Raw genomic sequence first — 18,889 nt, forward strand, 5'->3', positions numbered from 1 at the left:
TGTTGAATGTGCACTGAAATCGACCTGACACACCAAGGATCTTCCATGGCAAACCAACACCTGTTCCTCGGCATCGACTGCGGCACCCAAGGCACCAAAGCCATCGTCCTCGACGCCATCAGCGGTCAGGTGCTCGGCCAAGGCGCCGCTGCCCATACGCTGATCAGCGGTGCCAACGGCCGCCGCGAGCAAGACACCCGCCAATGGCTGGAAGCCTTCAGCCTGGCCACTCACCGCGCTTTACTCGCGGCGAATGTCGACGGCCAGGACATCCTCGGCATCGGTGTCTCCGGCCAGCAACATGGCCTGGTGCTGCTCGACGACCAAGGCCAGGTCCTGCGCCCGGCCAAGCTCTGGTGCGACACCGAATCCACCCGGGAGAACGAGCGCTTGCTGGCGCATCTGGGCGGTGAAAAAGGCTCGCTGGAACGCCTCGGCGTGGTCATCGCACCGGGCTACACCGTTTCCAAACTGCTCTGGACCCAAGAACAGCACCCGCAAGTATTCGCCCGAATCGCGCGCATCCTGCTGCCCCACGACTACCTCAATTTCTGGCTCACCGGCCGCAGTTGCAGCGAATACGGCGATGCCTCGGGCACCGGGTATTTCGACGTGCGCACCCGCCAGTGGGACTTGCAGTTGCTGCGCGACATCGACCCCACTGGCCGCCTGCAAGCCGCGCTGCCGGAGCTGATCGACGCCCACGAGGCGGTCGGCACGATCCTGCCGAGCATCGCCGAACACCTGGGCATCAATCCGCAAGCACTGGTGTCCAGCGGCGGCGGCGACAACATGATGGGCGCCATCGGCACCGGCAACATACAACCCGGCGCGATCACCATGAGCCTCGGTTCCTCGGGGACGGTCTACGCCTATGCCGATCAGCCGAACGTCAGCCCGGATGCCTCGGTCGCGACGTTCTGTTCTTCCAGCGGCGGCTGGCTGCCGTTGATTTGCACGATGAACCTGACCAATGCCACCGGGGCGATTCGCGAGTTGTTCGAGCTGGACATCGAACGTTTCAACGCTCTGGTCGAGCAAGCGCCGATCGGTGCCGAAGGCGTGTGCATGCTGCCGTTTCTCAACGGTGAGCGCGTCCCCGCCCTGCCCCATGCCACCGGCAGCCTGCTGGGCCTGACGATGACCAACCTGACCCAGGCCAACCTGTGCCGCGCCGTGGTGGAAGGCACGACCTTCGGTTTGCGGTATGGACTGGACCTGTTGCGTCGCAATGGCTTACAAAGCCGCAGCATTTGCCTGATTGGCGGCGGTTCGAAAAGTCTGGTGTGGCGGCAGATGGTCGCCGACATCATGAACACGCCAGTGATCTGCACCGAACACAGCGAAGCCGCTGCCCTCGGGGCGGCGATTCAGGCGGCGTGGTGCACGTCCTGGGCAAACGGGCGCGAGGACAGCCTGGCGGATCTTTGCGAGCGTTGTGTGAAGCTCGATCTCTCCAGTGAAACCTTGCCGATCGCCGACAACGTGGCGGCCTGTCAGCAGGCCTATGAACGCTATCAACAGCATGTCGCAACCTTTTAAAGAGCGAACAACTATGTATCTGGTCTGTGGTGAAGCGCTGTTCGATTTCTTCAGTGAAGAAGACGCCAGCGGCCTGGCTTCAAAAGTGAATTTCAAGGCGATCGCCGGCGGCTCGCCGTTCAACGTCGCAGTGGGATTGCGCCGGTTGGGCGTGGACGCGGCATTGTTTGCCGGGTTGTCGACCGACTACTTGGGTCGACGTTTGCAGCAGGTGCTGCAGGACGAAGGCGTGCGCCCGGACTACCTGGTGGACTTCGCCGCGCCCACCACGCTGGCCATGGTCGCGGTCGGTGCCAACGGTTCCCCGCACTACAGCTTCCGCGGTGAAGGTTGCGCTGACCGGCAGTTGAAACCGGAACATTTGCCGGCGCTGGGGCCTGAAGTGCGCGGTTTGCACATCGGTTCGTATTCGCTGGTGGTGCAACCGATTGCCGATACGTTGCTGGCGTTGGTGCGCCGGGAAAGTGGTAAGCGTCTGATCAGTCTTGACCCAAACGTGCGGCTCAACCCTGAGCCGAATATCGAGCTGTGGCGTTCGCGGATTGCTTCATTGGTCGAGTTGGCCGACCTGATCAAAGTCAGTGACGAAGATTTGAGCCTGCTCTATCCCGAGCAAGACCCTGAGCGGGTGATCGAAGGCTGGCTGCAACACCGCTGTCAGTTGGTGTTCCTGACCCGTGGTGGCGAGGGGGCGACGGTGTTCAGCCGGGCTCATGGTGCGTGGTCGGTGCCGGCCAGCTCGGTGAAAATTGCCGATACCGTCGGGGCTGGCGATACATTCCAGGCGGCCTTGATTACCTGGTTGACGGAGCAGCAGCTGGATTCGATTGAAGGATTGCAGCGGCTGGGGCGAGAGCAGATCGATGCGATGCTCAGGTTTGCGGTGCAGGCGGCGGCACTGACGTGCAGCAAGACCGGGCCGGATTTGCCGTATCGGCGGCAGTCGGATCTTCGCTGAGTTTGAGGGCCTCTTCGCGAGCAAGCCCGCTCCCACATTTGATCGTTGCCGAACACAAACTCTGTGTTCACCGAAGTTCCACTGTGGGAGCGAGCCTGCTCGCGATAGCGGTCTTCCTCACACCGAAAACCTTTAGCCAGGCGACAGGTGGCGTTCAGCCAGGTTAACCAACGCTTAATCCCGCGGTCCAACACTTTACTGGACCGCACGCCCTCAGACTCTTCTGACGCCCAGTGCGGCAGGTTCGACATCCGTTACGTCGAGCTGACTTTCCGTCCGCACCGGAGAACGTTCATGAACATGCGCATACTGTGGGTTACCGCCGCCCTCGCCTGCACTGGCCTTAGCGGTCTTGCCCAAGCCAACGACACCTCATCCTCTGAAGCCACTGCTCCGTCGTACCATTACGGCATGCCGCTAAACGTGGGCAAGGTCGTTTCGTTGACCGAACCCAACACCCTGGATTGCAAAGTGGTGAAGGCTGAGATGAAGTACATCGACACCAACGGCAAACCCTCGGAAGTCACCTACAGGAAGTTGTCCGACGCTTGCAGCATGCAGAACTGACCGAACCTGGCGCTCGGCCTGGGGTTTTTTCCAGGCCAAGCGACTGTCGATAGAATGGGCGTAAGAGTGGGCGTAGGTTAGAGAGCTTTTCTATCCGGATGCAGAGTCTCGGCATTCGTCTTGTGCTGCATGTCCGAGCGCAACTCGGCGATCAGGTCATTGATCTCGCGACAGCCATTGAGCCGTTTGGCATTGATACCGGTGACCAATAGATCAAGTTGATCGGTTTTACCGTCCGCATACACTTTTACGGTCATCGACAGGTCCGGCGACAGCGTGCATTGACAGCGTTTCGGCAGAAAGCTGCTTTCAACGATATTGCGAAGTTCCAAGGCAGAAAGAAACATGGCGACCCTCTCCTTAATATGAGACTGCCAATAAAGTATCAACGCCGACTCCTGAAATCCGCGGTCAGCTTAAGAGCAGCTACAGCATAAAACATGCCCAGAATTTCGCCGTGCAGCTCATCGGCAAATCAAGCGTTTAGCGTAACTAGTTGTAAATACCCTCATGCAATCTGCAAGAAAGCCCTGTGACACCCCTGCAATTTGCATTCTTGCCGCGATGAGTTTGCAATAGCCGCGCACGGCAGCAAGAATGCCGCGAGGCCATTGAATATCTGCCCACCCCACTCACACGCAAGGAGGCATCATGGGTTGTTTGACCTGTAAAACGACCGTCGGGCTAATGGTTGCCGCACTGTCGACTGTCGCTCATGGAGCGAAACTCGAAGACATCGCACCGTTCCCGAAACCTGAAAGCGGTTTTACCCGCCAAGTGATCCATCTCGCCCCACAGGCTCAGGAAGACAGCTTCCAGGTCGAAATCCTCGCCGGCAAAACCCTGGACGTCGACTGTAATCGCCAACGCCTGGGCGGCATTCTTGAGGAGAAAAACCTTGAAGGCTGGGGCTACCCGTTTTACCGACTGGAAAAAGTCATCGGCCCGATGAGCACTCTCATGGCCTGCCCGGATGGCAAGCGCAAAAAGGACTTCGTGCCGGTGGTCGGCGACGGCTTCCTGCTGCGTTACAACAGCAAATTGCCGATCGTGCTCTACGTGCCCAAGGACGTCGACGTCCGCTACCGCATCTGGTCGGCATCGAGCACCGTCGAGAAAGCCATACAGGAATAACCGAGGCATCCCCTTACGCCAGCGCGTCGCACATTGCCGCGCGCTCGGCCACATGACGCAAGCTGTCGAAATTGATATTGGCCCCCGAGTCGACGGCCACCAGGGTCTGACCACGGGCGCCGGTTTGCGCCACGTACTTTTTGATTCCAGCCACGGCCAGTGCGCCGGAAGGCTCGGTGATCGAGCGCGTGTCGTCGTAGATATTCTTGATCGCGGCGCACAGTTCGTCATTGTTGACCGTCAACACCTCATCGACGCAAAACCGGCAAACTTCGAAACCATGAGCGCCAATCTGGGCGACGGCTACACCATCGGCGAAGGTGCCTACGGTGGGCAGGACGACTCGCTCACCCGCCTCTAACGCAGCGGACAAACACGCGGAATGTTCCGATTCGACGCCGACGATGCGGACTTCAGGTCGAAGGTATTTGACGTACGCGGCGATGCCGGCGATCAAGCCACCTCCACCCACCGGGACGAAGATCGCGTCCAGCGGTCCTTGGTGCTGGCGCAGGATTTCCATCGCCACCGTGCCCTGCCCCGCGATCACCTCCGGGTCATCGAAAGGCGAGACAAAGGTGCGTCCGGTTTGCTGTGCCAGATTCAAGGCATGTTCCAGGGCAAACGGAAAGCTCTCCCCGTGCAGCACCGCATCGGCCCCGCGACTGCGCACACCGAGCACCTTCAATTCCGGTGTCGTACACGGCATGACGACAGTGGCGGCAATCCCCAATTCGCGAGCGGCCAACGCCACGCCTTGGGCATGATTGCCCGCCGATGCGGTGATCACGCCGCGAGCCTTTTGCTCATCGCTCAATTGCACCAGCTTGTTAAAAGCACCGCGAATCTTGAAGGAAAAGGTCGGTTGCAAGTCCTCACGCTTGAGCAGGATCCGATTGCCCAAGGCTTCGGACAGCGCCGGAGCGTCTTGCAGCGGCGTGCGTACCGCCAATTCATACACGGGCGCGGCGAGGATTTTTTTCACGTAATGCTCAAGCAAGGTTTGCTGGGCCTGGGTGCTGCTCATGGTCATCTCCTGGCTAAGATCGGCGCCCCGGAGACAGAAAATGAAAACCCGCCTCTAGGGCGGGTTGGGTGCTGCAGTCGTGAGCTAGCCCGCCAGATAAGGAATGGCGGTAATAATGCTTGGCTGGCAGCGCAATACGGTGGAAGTCATGTGTGAAAACTAGCCGGGCGCTAATGGCAAGTCAATGGCCAATTTTGTCCGGGCTCTGTAGGCTGGCGATTCTGCTCATCGTCCCAAGGAAGGACACCATGAAGTCTGTCGCCCTGCCCCTCGTAGCCCTTATCGCCTTCGCCAGCTACACCGTGTCGGTGATGCTCCAGGCTGAACAGTCATTGATCGACTTTGGCATCAGCCTGATGTCGCGGCCTGATACGGCGCAGGTGGTGATTGATCTTTACTTGCTGGCAGTCCTGGCGGGTATCTGGATGTATCGCGATGCGCGCAAGCGTGGGCAGTCGGGGTGGTCGGTTGTTCCTTACCTGTTGATTACCGCGATTTTTGTGTCGGTCGGGCCGTTGTTGTATCTGGTGGTTCGTGGTTTGCAGGATAGGAAGTTGCGTACATGAGATTGCCTTCGCCAGCAGGCTGGCTCCCACATTTCACCGGGTCCGACATGAGAACGCGGTCAACTGTGGGAGCCAGCCTGCTGGCGAAGTCGGCCTGACAGTCACCGCATTCACTTGGCCAGCCGCCTGAGCCCGAGCACCATCCCCCCCGCCCCCAGCATCATCGCCGAGAGAAACAACGGATACGAAACCCACCACGGCGTGCCCGACGTCATCATGCTGAATTCGGACATCCCGCCAATGCTCGCAATCAGGTTCAGAGGCAGAAACACCACGTTGATCAACGTCAGCTTGCGCAACAGGTTGTTCATGCTGTTGTTCATCAGATTGCCCCGGGCGTCGATCAGCCCGGAGAACACCGTGGAGTAGATTTCCGCCTGTTTGTAGCACTGGTTGTTTTCGATGATCAGGTCGTCGATCAGGCCGATGGCTGCTGCGCTGAAGTGTTCCTTTTCCGCATGGTTGCGCAGCCGGGTCAGGACCGCACCGTTGCTGTGGATCGCATTGATGTAATAGATCAGGCTTTCACTGAGGTTGAACATTTGGATCAGGTGCTGGTTTTGCATCGAGGCGTTGAATTTCTGCTGCAACTCCCGCGCAACCAACTTGATCACCTTCAGGTGGCCCAGATAGTGATGGATGTTGTTGAACAGCAGGTGCAGCAACACATCCAGCGGCGTGTTCAACTGCTGCCGAATGCCCAGGCCACTGAGCGGCGAGTCGTCGGTGGCGATGACCAGCAAACGCCCCGGGGAAAACAGCAAGCCGCAGGACGATACTTCGAAGGCCAGGCTGCCGGCGCCGGAGTAGTTTTCCGGGCGTTTCCAGATCAGGAACAGGTTGTCGGGATGGAACTCGATGCGCGACACCTCGTCAGGGTCCAGGGCCGAGGCCAGCGCGTGTTCATCGAGTTTGAAATGGCTGTGCAGCAAGTCCCGTTCGGCCGCATCCGGGTTGCTGAACAGCATCACCTCGGCGTCCAGCCGTTCTACGGCGTGCAGCGCGCCGTTGCTGAGTTGGAAACTCTTGATCATCGGCCGCTCACCAGGCCTGGCCGCGGCGTTTGAGTTCCAACCGACGCACGAACTCCTCCAGCACCAGTGAATACAGATCGTCCTGCAAGTAGGCGTCTTCGATGCCGGCGTCCATGTTCGGGTTGTCGTTGACCTCGATCACCACCACTTTGTCGCCGGACTGCTTGAGGTCGACGCCGTAGAGGCCATCGCCGATCAGGTTCGCGGTCTTCACCGCCAGTTCCACCACCGCCCGTGGTGCCTCGTGGACCGCCAACGTGCGGCACTCGCCGTTGATGTCCTGACCCTTGGCCTTGTGGTTGTAGATCTGCCAATGGCCCTTGGACATGAAGTACTGGCAGGCAAAGATCGGTTTGCGGTTGAGCACGCCGATGCGCCAGTCGTATTCGGTGTAGAAGAATTCCTGGGCCAGCAACAGCACCGAATGTTCGAACAGTTCAGCGGTGGCTTCAAGCAAGGCTTGCTGGCTTTCGACCTTGATCACGCCACGGGAGAAACAGCCGTCGGGGATCTTCAATACCAACGGAAAGCCCAGGCGCTCGCCGACACGTTCGAAATCTTCCGGTCGTTCCTTGTACAGAATTTCGGTGGCGGGCATGCCCAGTTGATGGCTTTTGAGCAGGTCCGTCAGGTACACCTTGTTGGTGCAGCGCAGGATCGAGGCCGGGTCGTCCATCACCACCAAGCCTTCGCTCTCGGCTTTCTTGGCGAAGCGGTAAGTGTGGTTATCGACGCTGGTGGTCTCGCGAATCAGCAGCCCGTCATATTCGGCGATACGCGCGTAGTCCTTGCGCTCGATCAACTCGACGTCGATGCCCAATGTCTTGCCCACCCGGACAAAGTTGTCGAGGGCCTTGGCGTTGGACGGTGGCAACGCTTCCTGCGGGTCGTGCAAAATCGCCAGGTCATACCGCGCCAACCGGCGGGAGCGTGGCACGCGCCAGATCTTGCGACTGAAACTGTCGAGCGAGTTGGCAAATTGATCTTCCTGATCCTCACGCAACTTATGCAAGGCGCCGGACTTTATGCCTTCGATGTGCCAACCGTTAGTTCGGCGAAACTCAACTAACAAAATCGGACACGGGAACACTTCGAACAACTGACGTGCCAGATCCTGCAACGGTTCGATGTTAGTCCTGCCAAAGTACAGCGTCAGGGTAAAACCTTCGGTGTCACTGTAAAGATGATTGCTGAGGGCTTTTTCCAAAGGTTTATCCAGGTCGTCCAGGGACAGACCGTACAAGGATTTTTTGGTCAGCTCGCTGATGGTTCGCACCGACGGAATCACTTTGTGCCCCCGTGCCTCCGCCAGCAACGAGCAGTAATACCCGTGCCCCAGGTACTTGTAGCTGCGGCACAGGTTGATCACCTGGACCCGTTTGCCCTGCTCATTGTCCCGCGTCTGCTCAAGGTATTCCTGGGCGCTGACAATGTCCTCACTTGGGAAATACGACGCCCAGTCTTCCTTGCGTTCGACGATGATAATCAATTGACTTGAAGTTCTAGCTGCGTCATTTAAATAAGTTGCTGCCGGCAAAGTTTGCTCGGATACTTCGCGCCAATGACCTTGTACCGCTGACATAGTGATTGATCCGTTGGAGAACAAGACCTTTCCTATTAAGCACGAAGTTTTTTGAAAGTCTCGTTTCGTTACGCAACTTTTACGGTGGTCATATGAATCTGGTTTTTCGCCTGGCGGTTGTTGAAGACTTGCCGGCACTGCTGGAACTTGAACAACAATGCTTCACCACGGATCGGCTCAACAGCCGCAGTTTTCAATGGATGATCAGCCGCGCCCACGGGCAACTGTTGGTGGCCCAGCGCGGCGAACACCTGGTGGGTTACGCCGTGGTGCTGTTTCATCGGGGCACTTCGCTGGCGCGTCTCTACTCGATCGCCATTGCTGAACAGGCGCGTGGCAGCGGGTTGGGCAAGCAATTGCTGGAACGCATCGAGGCCTGCGCCCTTGAGCACGATTGCGCCTACCTGCGGCTGGAGGTGCGGATCGATAACCCGGCGGCGATCGCCTTGTATGAGCGCAACGGTTATCGGCGTTTCGCGCTGATTCACGACTATTACCAGGACCATGCCGATGCGCTGCGCCTGGAAAAACGCATCCTCCAGCACCGCGACTCACGCAACATCAAGGTGCCGTATTACCCGCAGACCACCGATTTCACCTGCGGCCCGGCCTGCCTGCTGATGGCCATGGGTGCGTTGCAACAGGATCGAACGCTGGAACGCCGCGAAGAACTGCAGATCTGGCGCGAAGCGACCACCGTGTTCATGACCTCCGGCCACGGTGGTTGCAGCCCGCAAGGGCTGGCACTGGCCGCTTTAAGACGCGGGTTTCGGGTGCGCCTGCAACTGAGCATGGCCGGACCATTGTTCCTCGATGGTGTGCGTGATGAGCATAAAAAAGACGTAATGCGTTTGGTGCATGATGAGTTCACCGAACAGCTGCAAGCCACCGACGTCGAACGGGTGATCGGCGGGCCGTTGCAGCTGCCACGGTTACTGGACGCCGGCGGCCAGCCGTTGGTGCTGATCAGCAGTTATCGGCTGACCCGCTCGAAATCACCGCATTGGGTGATCGTCACCGATTGCGATGATGAATTCGTCTATTTGCATGACCCTGATGTCGATCACAGCCAACATCGTCAACCGATGGACTGCCAGCATTTGCCGGTCAGCCATGCCGAGTTTGAGAAAATGAGCAGCTTTGGCCGGGGCAAATTGAGGGCGGCGGTGATTCTGTATGCCCCTTCAGACTGATCGTTCACTCCGCGTGGGAACGATCACTCTGGTGGGTTATTTCAGGCCGACTTTGTACAACGTGCCGTCATCCTCGTCGGTGAGCACATACAAATACCCGTCCGGGCCCTGCCGTACATCGCGGATGCGCTTGTTGAGTTCACCCATCAATCGCTCTTCGTGAACCACCCGGTCGCCGTCGAATTGCAGGCGGATCAACTCTTGGCTCACCAGCGCGCCGATAAATGCGTTGTGCTGCCAGGCCTTGAACCGATCCGCGTCGTAGAAGGCCAAGCCGCTGAGCCCCGGCGACTTTTCCCAGACATGGTGCGGTGCAACGGTGCCTTCGGCGGTTTTGCCCTTGGCCTCCGGAATTGGCCCACCGGAATAGTTGATGCCGTGGGTTGCCAGCGGCCAGCCGTAGTTCTTGCCACGTTCGATGATGTTGACCTCATCGCCACCCTGGGGGCCGTGTTCGTTTTCCCAGAGGGTGCCCGTCCACGGGTTGAGTGCCGCGCCTTGCGGATTGCGATGGCCGTAGGACCAGATTTCCGGGCGTACGCCGGCCTGACCGACGAAGGGGTTGTCATCCGGCACTTTGCCGTCCGGGTAGATTCGCACGACCTTGCCTTGCAGCTTGTCGAGGTCCTGCGCCGTTGGCCGGTCGTTGTTCTCGCCCAAGGTGATAAACAGGTAGCCATCGCGATCGAACACCAGCCGCGAGCCAAAGTGGTTACCGACCGAGAGCTTGGGTTCCTGACGGAATATAACCCTGAAGTTCTTGAGGGTCGTCAGGTCTTCGGACAGCTGTCCGCGACCCACCGCGGTGCCGGCCTTGTCGCCCTTGCCGCCACCTTCGGCATACGACAGGTAGACCGTGCGGTCTTGCTTGAAGTCGGGCGACAACACCACGTCCAGCAAACCACCCTGCCCCTTGGCCCAGACTTCGGGCACGCCATCAATCGGGTCTGAGAGCTTGCCGTCGGCGCTGACGACGCGCAGGTTGCCGGGCCGCTCGGTTACCAGCATTCCCTTGCGATCCGGCAGGAAGGCCAAGGCCCAGGGATGCTCCAGCCCCTTGGCAATGGTCGTGACTTCGAGGGTGCCCTGTTCGCTGTTCAGCTCTTGCGTCGGCGCCGCGAAAACAGGCGCTGCAGCGGTGATCAGTGCGCTGGCGCAGAAGGTGGCCAGGAGGGTTTTACGCAACATGCACGATTCCTTTTGTCGTTCGAATGGCTGGCAAGAACGCTGTCCTGCCGTTCAACGGTTGCTGGTGTCCGCGTCTCGATGAGGTGGGTTGGGAATGAATTTTGGCTGGCTGGCGGGAGGTGGTCGGTCCTGAGGATAACGGTTGCCGACGCCACCATTGTCAAGGGTCGGCGGTCGAGGCACGGGCACGGTATTGGGCCCACGAATGGCTGGCGCGCTGGGTTGCGTGCCTTGCATGCTGTTGGGGTTGGCCCGGCGAATCGGGCTGTTGTAAGGATTGCTGGCGTTGCCCGTCGGGCTCTGGGCCAACAGCAACGAAGGCGTTGCCGGTGCGCTCCCGGCCTGGGCCAGCGGGCTCAGCAAGCCACTCAACGCCAACGCGGTGCAGCCGAGCACAAATCTGTTCATGGGAAGCCTCTCGACATCAGCGTGGATAGGACCTTCGATAGCACGCTACGCCCGGGGTTCGGATTTGTTAACTAAAACATGCTTCACAAGGTGTAACACGAGTTGACCACACCGCCGATCCGCCCGTAGGGCCGGGCCGCAGCGCGCTGAAACTTTTGCACGGCGTCACCGGTCACCTGAACATCACTCACGAGAAGACGACCATGGCACGGGCAATCTGGAAAGGCGCAATCAGTTTCGGGCTGGTGCATATCCCTGTGGCGCTGGTCTCGGCGACGTCTTCGCAAGGGGTGGATTTCGACTGGCTCGACAGCCGCAGCATGGAACCGGTGGGCTATAAACGCGTGAACAAGGTCACCGGCAAGGAAGTCACCAAGGAGCACATCGTCAAAGGTGTGCAGTATGAAAAGGGCCGCTACGTGGTGCTCAGTGAGGAGGAGATCAAGTCGGCGCATCCGCTGTCCACGCAAACCATCGACATCTTTTCCTTTGTCGACAGTGACCAGATTCCCCTGCAGAACATCGACACACCCTATTACCTGGCACCGGACAAGCGCGGCGGCAAGGTCTATGCACTGTTGCGCGAAACCCTGAGCAAAACCAACAAGGTCGCCCTCGCCCATGTGGTGCTGCATACCCGCCAGCACCTGGCGGCACTGATGCCGCTGGAATCGGCGATGGTCCTGGTGATGCTGCGCTGGCCGGCGGAAGTGCGCAGCCTCGACACGCTTGAGTTGGGCAGCGAAGTGACCAAACCGGAACTGGCCAAGGGTGAGCTCGACATGGCCAAGCGTCTGGTTGAAGACATGAGCGCCGACTGGAAACCTGACGACTATCGCGACAGTTTTGAAGACAAGATCATGGCGCTGGTCGAGAAGAAGGCCAATGAAGGCAAGATCGAGGATGTGGAGACAGCGACTGGCGAAGAAGAGCGGAAAACGGCGGATGTTATCGATTTGACCGAGCTGCTTAAACGCAGCCTTGGCGGCAAGAGCGCCGGTAAAGCCAAGCCGGCCGCGAAACCCGCCGCGAACAAAAAAGCCACGAAGACGTCTCGTGGCTGATTGATTGTATTGCGGTGACTGTTATGGCCCCATCGCGAGCAGGCTCGCTCCCACATTGGAACTCGATCCCCTGTGGGAGCGAGCCTGCTCGCGAATGCTTTATCTGCCTTAACGCGAAAGACTAGATCAGTACAAAAACCGCCAGCAGGCCACCAAAAATCGCCCACTTCTCCAGGTAATAGAGCTTGCGATTACGCTTCTTCAGCGCCTTGCCACGGAGACGAATCTTATAGATTTTGGCGAACAGGCGATTAATTCCCCCGGTCTTGTCGCCCCCATCATTCGGCGCACCCGCCGCTGACATCACGTTACGGCTGAACCAGCCATTGAACGCCGCTGCCCAGCGATATTTCATCGGGCGCTCAATGTCGCAGAACAGAATGATGCGATTCTGCCCGGTGGTGTTTTCGGCGTAATGAATGAAGGTCTCGTCGAACATCACCGCTTCACCGTCACGCCAGTGATAAGGCTCGCCATCGACGTTGATGTAGCAGCCGGCATCGTTCGGCGTTTCCAGGCCCAGGTGATAACGGTAGGAACCGGCGTACGGATCGCGATGACGAACCAGCTTGGAGCCCGGTGGCAATTCGGCGAACATCGCGGCTTTGATCGAGCCGATGCTCTGCACCAGTTCAGTGGTGCGTGGGCACAGCTTCATCGCCGAGGGGTGGCTGTCGCCGTACCACTTCAAGTAGAAACGCTTCCAGCCGGTCTTGAAGAAGGAGTTGAAGCCCACGTCGTCGTATTGGTTCGAGCGTTTGATTTCCCCGGCCCTGAGCAGGTTCTGGCCTTCGGCGCGAATTTCTTCCCAATGGGTCTGCAACGGACTCAAGTCGGGGAAATCGGCGGGATCAAGGTAAGGCTTGTTGGGGATTTTCGAGAACAGATAAAGGAAGCAATTGATCGGCGCCAGAAAGCTCGAATGGTCGCTCAGTTGGCGACCGAGTTTGTGACGCACCCGACCGCGCAGGTGGACGTACGCGATGGAGACAACATAAATAGCAGCGATGAGAAGTTTCACAGATATCGTCACACGTCAGAAGTGAACAAACTGCGTCCCCTGCCGGCCAAACGGTCCGAGGGCATTGTGCAGCGTCTGAATACGAAACAGCGGTCCCAATGGGGCGGCCTTGAGGCACTGCCGTCGGTCGGCATCAGGATGAAAAATGGCATTTTAGCCACTGTTTGTAACCAGTTGTTAGCATTCAGATGTGAAAATCTGTCCGCTGGTGCCGCCAAAGCGCCCGTGCGGCCTCAATGCCCTATCGTTTAAAGAGCCAGACCAGTACAATCGCCGCCAAACATTACGCGCCCCCCTTGGTTGATGACGGAAATGAACCCGTCTCAGCGCACTTCGACTCGGGCCAAGCGCTCCATATGCAGCTGTCCACTTATTGCCAGATGGACCTTCCGCTTCTGACCGGGATGCATTTCCCGTGGTTTGAAATCCGGAAACGGGTACTGAATCGGTACTGCCGCAACCCTAGCTACTCTGAATGCTTCGCAGGAAAAACCTTTGATCTCTACAGCTAACATCACGATGCAGTTCGGCGCCAAGCCGCTATTCGAAAACGTTTCGGTCAAGTTCGGCGCGGGCAACCGCTACGGCCTGATCGGCGCCAACGGTTGCGGCAAGTCGACTTTCATGAAAATCCTCGGTGGCGACCTTGAGCCCTCCGGTGGCCAGGTCATGCTTGAGCCGAACGTGCGTCTGGGTAAATTGCGCCAGGACCAGTTCGCCTACGAAGAATTCACCGTGATCGATACCGTGATCATGGGTCACGAAGAGCTGTGGAAGGTCAAGGCCGAGCGCGATCGCATCTACTCGCTGCCGGAAATGACCGAAGAAGACGGCATGGCCGTGGCCGAGCTGGAAACCGAATTCGCTGAAATGGACGGCTACACCGCCGAATCCCGTGCCGGTGAATTGCTGCTGGGCCTGGGTATCGGCATCGAACAGCATTTCGGCCCGATGAGCGAAGTGTCCCCAGGCTGGAAACTGCGCGTATTGCTGGCTCAGGCACTGTTCTCCGATCCTGAAGTGCTGTTGCTCGACGAACCGACCAACCACCTGGACATCAACACCATCCGCTGGCTGGAAAACATTCTGACCCAGCGCTCCAGCCTGATGATCATCATCTCTCACGACCGTCACTTCCTGAACAGCGTGTGCACCCACATGGCTGACCTGGATTACGGCGAGCTGCGCCTGTTCCCGGGCAACTACGACGAGTACATGACCGTGGCGACCCAGTCCCGCGAGCAGCTGCTGTCGGACAACGCCAAGAAGAAGGCGCAGATTTCGGAACTGCAATCGTTCGTCAGCCGCTTCTCGGCCAACGCCTCGAAAGCCAAGCAGGCCACTTCCCGCGCCAAGGCGATCGACAAGATCCAGCTGGCCGAGGTCAAGCCTTCGAGCCGCGTCAGCCCGTTCATCCGCTTCGAACAAACCAAGAAGCTGCACCGTCAGGCGGTCATCGTCGAGCGCATGGCCAAAGGCTTCGACGGCAAGCCGCTGTTCAAGGATTTCAGCTTCCAGGTTGAAGCCGGCGAGCGCGTGGCGATCATTGGCCCGAACGGCATCGGCAAAACCACATTGCTGCGCACCCTGGTCAACGAACTGACCCCGGATGCCGGCACCGTGAAGTGGACCGACGCCGCGGAACTGGGCTACTACGCCCAGGACCACGCGCACGACTTCGAAGACGATTGCAACCTGTTCGACTGGATGGGCCAATGGACCCAGGGCGGCGAGCAGATCGTTCGCGGTACCCTCGGCCGTATGCTGTTCTCCAACGACGAGATCCTCAAGTCGGTCAAGGTCATCTCCGGTGGTGAGCAAGGTCGCATGCTGTTTGGCAAGCTGATCCTGCAAAAGCCGAACGTGCTGATCATGGACGAACCGACCAACCACTTGGACATGGAGTCCATCGAGGCGCTGAACCTGGCGCTGGAGAACTACCCGGGCACGCTGATCTTCGTCAGCCACGACCGTGAGTTCGTATCGTCGTTGGCTACCCGCATTATCGAGTTGAGCCCTAGCGGCGTGATCGACTTTAGCGGTACTTATGACGATTACCTGCGTAGCCAGGGCGTTGTGTTCTAAGTAAGCTTGCTGCAATTGAAAGCCCTGTCCTGGTGACAGGGCTTTTTGCATTTCAGGGTGAAAGGTTTTTGCTGGTGCTGATGGCCTCTTCGCGGGCAAGCCTCGCTCCTACAGGTTGTGCGCTGCCTCTGTAGGAGCGAGGCTTGCCCGCGAAGGGTCCCTCACGCCAGGCGATTATCGTTAGCCTGCTTCCTTTTATCCCCCGCCCTTGCCATGATGCAGTTCTCCTACCGCCGCCCGCGAACGAGCCCTCATGTCTGTGCAGCAGCTGCCACCGCAAAGCTCCACGGCGATCACCCTGCAGATCGTCTCCATCGTTTTCTATACCTTTATCGCCTTCCTCTGCATCGGCCTGCCGATTGCGGTATTGCCGGGGTATGTCCACGAACAACTCGGCTTCAGCGCCATCGTCGCCGGGCTGACGATTGGTTCCCAATACCTGGCCACCCTACTCAGTCGCCCCATGGCCGGGCGCATGTCGGACAACATCGGGACCAAACGGGCGATTGTTTACGGGTTGTCGGGGATTGTGTTGAGCGGCCTGCTGACATTGCTCTCGACCTTGCTCCAGAGCATTCCGCTGGTGAGCCTGTTGATCCTGATCGCTGGCCGGCTGTTGCTGGGGATCGCCCAAGGGTTGATCGGGGTTGGCACGATCAGTTGGTGCATGGGCCAGGTCGGCGCTGAGCACACCGCACGCTCGATCTCGTGGAACGGCATTGCGTCCTATGGCGCCATCGCCATCGGCGCGCCGCTGGGGGTGGTGATGGTCGCCGAGTACGGGTTTGAAAGCCTGGGGATCGTGCTGTCGCTGCTGGCACTGGCGGCGCTGGTGCTGATTCGCAACAAACCGTCGGTGCCGGTGATTCGCGGCGAGCGTCTGCCGTTCTGGGCGGTGTTCGGGCGCATTGCACCGTTCGGGGCGAGCTTGAGCCTGGCGTCTATCGGCTATGGCACCCTGACCACCTTTATTACCTTGTATTACGTTAATCGTGGCTGGACCGGCGCCGCGTATTGCCTGACGGTGTTCGGGGTATGTTTCATCCTGTCGCGCCTGTTGTTTATTTCCGCCATCAGCCGTTTTGGCGGTTTCACGTCGGCCATTGCCTGCATGACCATCGAGACCGTCGGCCTGGTGTTGCTGTGGCTGGCACCGTCCACCGGGTATGCGCTGATCGGTGCCGGCCTGACCGGTTTTGGCCTGTCGCTGGTGTACCCGGCACTGGGGGTGGAAGCGATCAAGCAGGTGCCCAACTCCAGTCGCGGCGCGGGGTTGAGTGCTTATGCGGTGTTTTTCGACCTGGCGCTGGCGATTGCCGGGCCATTGATGGGCGCGGTGGCGTTGAATTTGGGGTATTCGTGGATTTTCTTCAGCGCGGCCTTATTGTCGGTCACCGGCCTCGGCTTGACCCTTCTCCTGAAACGCCGCGCAATGGCCTGACACTGCAAAACCTTGTGGGAGCGGGCTTGCTCGCGAATGCGGCGTGTCATTCAACATCAATGTTGTCTGACAGGGCCTCTTCGCGAGCAAGCGTTTTGCAGTGTTAGAGGCATTATTGATCGGCGGTTTGCATTCCGGCGCGATTAGGTTTGCCCAGGGTGCGGGAGAAAAAGCGTCCGGCTTCGGAAATCATGTTGCGGTGAATGTCTTCGCGATCGACGCCATCGGCATCGGTGCACAGCGCCGGCATGGCGATGATCTGCTCTTCGTTGCAAGGCGCCATGAATACGAAGTGCCCTGCCCCGGCCAGCAACTTGAAGTCCGGCGCGATGGGCAGTTTGCGCGCCAGGGCGGCGGCGTTTTTGTCGAAGGCCACCAGTTTGTCGCCGTCACCGCTGTAGAGCAGCACCGGCACATGCACATCGGCCAGGGTATGACGGCCGAACTTCAGGCTCAACGGCGCCATCAACAACAAAGCATGCACGCGTGGGTCCGCCACCGGTTGCAAATCATCACGGTCGGCGATCAGCTCGCCCTGAGTGTTGCAGGCATCGTGGTCGTCCGGGCGTTCCTGGCAATAGCGCCGCAGACGGTCGAGATCAGGCGTCGCCCCGGACAGAATCAACGCCGTCTCGCCACCCGCCGAATAACCGATCACGCCCACCTGATCGGCATTGACGAAGGGTGCGAGCATGCGGTCGCCCAAGGTCGCGGTAATGGCTTCGGAAATCTGGATCGGCCGGCCGTAAAGATTGCTCAGTGTGCCGAGGCGGCTGTGGTCTTTTGAGTTGTCGCCGGGATGAATCACCGCCACCACCACAAACCCTTTGCGTGCCAGCGACGTCATCAGGTCGTGCAGGGCCAGCGGGGTTCCGGTGTTGCCGTGGGACAGCATCAACATTGGGAAACGGCCGATGGCGACACGCGTATCTTCGCCAGCTTCGACGGTGTAACCCTCGAGTTTGCTGGCGTGTTCTTTATCGCTGGAAGGATAAAAGGCAATGGCCCGCATCGGCTGCAGATCCAGCGGGTCGAGAAAACTCATCTCATGGAAGCCGACACTCCAATGAGGGTGTGGCGCAGGCGCGGCGTGCACTGAATTCAGGCTGCTGAGCAGGCAAATCAGTAACGTTGCACAAAGACGCATCATGGGATGCCCCACCTTTGGTACTTGACCGGGAAGCCCGTTCTTCTTCAGACACCGAAGAAGCGGCCTTGGGCCAGAAATGCGCGGCGACCAAGGTCGTTGCAAAACGGGGACGTTAACCCTCGAGTGCATAACCTGGGCCAGAATCTTCTACAAAATTGAAATGACCAGAAACAAAAAACTCCGCATCTGGCACTTGCGTGATCAGAATACAGAGTTTTTTGGGAGTTGCTTGAGCTGTTTGATTTTTTTTACAGACGCTTTACGCGGCGGCGAACAACTGCTCGCTGATTTGCGTGTGCGCGTCGCTCATCGCTTTGCTGCGCACTTCATCACCGTAAGCCAAACCATGGGCGCGGACGAACTCGATGTCGGTGACGCCGAGGAAGCCGAACAGCACTTTCAGGTATTCTTCGTGAGCAACGCCAGTCGCTTGGCCAGCATGCAAGCCGCCGGAAGTCGACACGATCACGACTTTCTTGCCACCGCACAGGCCTTCAGGGCCGGCTTCGGTGTAGCGGAAGGTCTGACCGGCAACGGCGATGCGGTCGATCCAGGCCTTCAGTTGAGTCGGGATCGTGAAGTTGTACATCGGGGCTGCAATCACCACGGCATCAGCGGCGATAAATTCGGCCAACGTCGAAGCGCTCAGCTCGGCTTCGTGCTGTTGGGCAGCGTTGCGCAGTTCAGCGGTGGTGCCGGCGGCGACCAGGGTCGTCGCGGAGAAATGGCTGATGGCGTCGGCGGCCAGGTCGCGGTAGGTCACCACGGCCGTTGGCTCGGCGGTTTGCCAGGCTTTGACGACTTCACTGCTCAGCTGGCGGGAAGCCGAGTTGTCACCAAGAATGCTCGAATCGATATGCAGCAGTTTCATGTGGGATCTCCAGGTGAGGATCGCTACGTGGCGATCTGATGGGGGCGATCCTACAGAC

18 protein-coding genes are annotated in these 18,889 nt (G+C 58.9%); 9 read left to right on the forward strand and 9 right to left on the reverse strand.

Annotated elements, in window-relative coordinates; translation table 11 throughout:
- Positions 1 to 45: 45 nt before the first annotated feature.
- The 3 genes from xylB (at position 46) to ACA057_RS16710 (ending at position 3,067) form a co-directional block, all read left to right on the forward strand.
- On the forward strand, positions 46 to 1,542 hold the full coding sequence (gene xylB / locus ACA057_RS16700) for a xylulokinase (protein WP_497340526.1): 1,497 nt from the start codon (positions 46 to 48) through the stop codon (positions 1,540 to 1,542).
- A gap of 13 nt (positions 1,543 to 1,555) precedes the next feature.
- Positions 1,556 to 2,500, forward strand: coding sequence for a carbohydrate kinase family protein (locus ACA057_RS16705; protein ID WP_497340528.1), 945 nt, complete (start codon positions 1,556 to 1,558; stop codon positions 2,498 to 2,500).
- A 294-nt stretch (positions 2,501 to 2,794) separates the two neighbouring features.
- Entirely contained in the window at positions 2,795 to 3,067 is a 273-nt protein-coding gene (locus ACA057_RS16710; protein ID WP_497340530.1) for a DUF2790 domain-containing protein, read from the forward strand.
- Between the two features lie 77 nt (positions 3,068 to 3,144).
- Here the strand turns inward: ACA057_RS16710 and ACA057_RS16715 are convergent, their stop codons facing one another.
- On the reverse strand, positions 3,145 to 3,414 hold the full coding sequence (locus tag ACA057_RS16715) for a DUF1652 domain-containing protein (RefSeq protein WP_497340532.1): 270 nt from the start codon (positions 3,412 to 3,414) through the stop codon (positions 3,145 to 3,147).
- A 304-nt stretch (positions 3,415 to 3,718) separates the two neighbouring features.
- On the opposite strand from ACA057_RS16715, the gene eco reads away from it, so the two are divergent.
- Positions 3,719 to 4,201, forward strand: coding sequence for a serine protease inhibitor ecotin (eco, locus tag ACA057_RS16720; RefSeq protein ID WP_497340534.1), 483 nt, complete (start codon positions 3,719 to 3,721; stop codon positions 4,199 to 4,201).
- Between the two features lie 13 nt (positions 4,202 to 4,214).
- Here eco and ilvA read toward each other — a convergent pair whose 3' ends face one another.
- Positions 4,215 to 5,228 (reverse strand): threonine ammonia-lyase, biosynthetic, encoded by a 1,014-nt coding sequence (gene ilvA, locus ACA057_RS16725; protein ID WP_497340536.1) that lies wholly within the window; start codon positions 5,226 to 5,228, stop codon positions 4,215 to 4,217.
- Positions 5,229 to 5,476: 248 nt separating this feature from the next.
- Here ilvA and ACA057_RS16730 point away from each other — a divergent pair, with 248 nt between their 5' ends.
- Positions 5,477 to 5,794 carry a DUF2834 domain-containing protein gene (locus tag ACA057_RS16730; protein ID WP_497340538.1) on the forward strand — a complete coding sequence of 106 codons (318 nt, stop codon included), beginning with the start codon at positions 5,477 to 5,479 and terminating at the stop codon, positions 5,792 to 5,794.
- Between the two features lie 110 nt (positions 5,795 to 5,904).
- On the opposite strand, the gene ACA057_RS16735 is transcribed toward ACA057_RS16730, so the two are convergent.
- Both ACA057_RS16735 and ACA057_RS16740 read right to left on the reverse strand, forming a co-directional pair.
- On the reverse strand, positions 5,905 to 6,828 hold the full coding sequence (locus ACA057_RS16735; protein ID WP_497340540.1) for a magnesium transporter CorA family protein: 924 nt from the start codon (positions 6,826 to 6,828) through the stop codon (positions 5,905 to 5,907).
- A 7-nt stretch (positions 6,829 to 6,835) separates the two neighbouring features.
- Positions 6,836 to 8,410 (reverse strand): RimK family ATP-grasp domain-containing protein, encoded by a 1,575-nt coding sequence (locus tag ACA057_RS16740; RefSeq protein ID WP_497340542.1) that lies wholly within the window; start codon positions 8,408 to 8,410, stop codon positions 6,836 to 6,838.
- A 92-nt stretch (positions 8,411 to 8,502) separates the two neighbouring features.
- Here ACA057_RS16740 and rimI point away from each other — a divergent pair, with 92 nt between their 5' ends.
- Complete coding sequence (gene rimI / locus ACA057_RS16745; RefSeq protein ID WP_497340544.1) at positions 8,503 to 9,603, forward strand: ribosomal protein S18-alanine N-acetyltransferase; 1,101 nt, start codon at positions 8,503 to 8,505, stop codon at positions 9,601 to 9,603.
- Between the two features lie 36 nt (positions 9,604 to 9,639).
- On the opposite strand, the gene ACA057_RS16750 is transcribed toward rimI, so the two are convergent.
- Both ACA057_RS16750 and ACA057_RS16755 read right to left on the reverse strand, forming a co-directional pair.
- The gene (locus tag ACA057_RS16750) at positions 9,640 to 10,791 is read right to left on the reverse strand and encodes a PQQ-dependent sugar dehydrogenase (protein WP_497340546.1); all 1,152 of its coding nucleotides are present in this window, start codon (positions 10,789 to 10,791) and stop codon (positions 9,640 to 9,642) included.
- A 51-nt stretch (positions 10,792 to 10,842) separates the two neighbouring features.
- Positions 10,843 to 11,199 (reverse strand): hypothetical protein, encoded by a 357-nt coding sequence (locus ACA057_RS16755; protein WP_497340548.1) that lies wholly within the window; start codon positions 11,197 to 11,199, stop codon positions 10,843 to 10,845.
- Positions 11,200 to 11,402: 203 nt separating this feature from the next.
- Between ACA057_RS16755 and ku the strand changes: the two genes are divergently transcribed.
- The gene (gene ku / locus ACA057_RS16760; protein ID WP_497340550.1) at positions 11,403 to 12,263 is read left to right on the forward strand and encodes a non-homologous end joining protein Ku; all 861 of its coding nucleotides are present in this window, start codon (positions 11,403 to 11,405) and stop codon (positions 12,261 to 12,263) included.
- A gap of 121 nt (positions 12,264 to 12,384) precedes the next feature.
- Here the strand turns inward: ku and lpxO are convergent, their stop codons facing one another.
- On the reverse strand, positions 12,385 to 13,284 hold the full coding sequence (gene lpxO / locus ACA057_RS16765; RefSeq protein ID WP_497340552.1) for a lipid A hydroxylase LpxO: 900 nt from the start codon (positions 13,282 to 13,284) through the stop codon (positions 12,385 to 12,387).
- A 495-nt stretch (positions 13,285 to 13,779) separates the two neighbouring features.
- Here lpxO and ACA057_RS16770 point away from each other — a divergent pair, with 495 nt between their 5' ends.
- The gene (locus tag ACA057_RS16770) at positions 13,780 to 15,369 is read left to right on the forward strand and encodes an ABC-F family ATPase (RefSeq protein WP_010460520.1); all 1,590 of its coding nucleotides are present in this window, start codon (positions 13,780 to 13,782) and stop codon (positions 15,367 to 15,369) included.
- A gap of 253 nt (positions 15,370 to 15,622) precedes the next feature.
- Positions 15,623 to 16,810, forward strand: a complete 1,188-nt coding sequence (locus ACA057_RS16775; RefSeq protein WP_497340554.1) for an MFS transporter — start codon at positions 15,623 to 15,625, stop codon at positions 16,808 to 16,810.
- Positions 16,811 to 16,922: 112 nt separating this feature from the next.
- Here ACA057_RS16775 and ACA057_RS16780 read toward each other — a convergent pair whose 3' ends face one another.
- On the reverse strand, positions 16,923 to 17,960 hold the full coding sequence (locus ACA057_RS16780; protein ID WP_497340556.1) for an alpha/beta hydrolase family protein: 1,038 nt from the start codon (positions 17,958 to 17,960) through the stop codon (positions 16,923 to 16,925).
- A 259-nt stretch (positions 17,961 to 18,219) separates the two neighbouring features.
- The gene (locus tag ACA057_RS16785) at positions 18,220 to 18,831 is read right to left on the reverse strand and encodes an FMN-dependent NADH-azoreductase (protein ID WP_497340559.1); all 612 of its coding nucleotides are present in this window, start codon (positions 18,829 to 18,831) and stop codon (positions 18,220 to 18,222) included.
- Positions 18,832 to 18,889 lie beyond the last annotated feature (58 nt).

The organism is Pseudomonas sp. LBUM1661 (genome assembly GCF_059695925.1).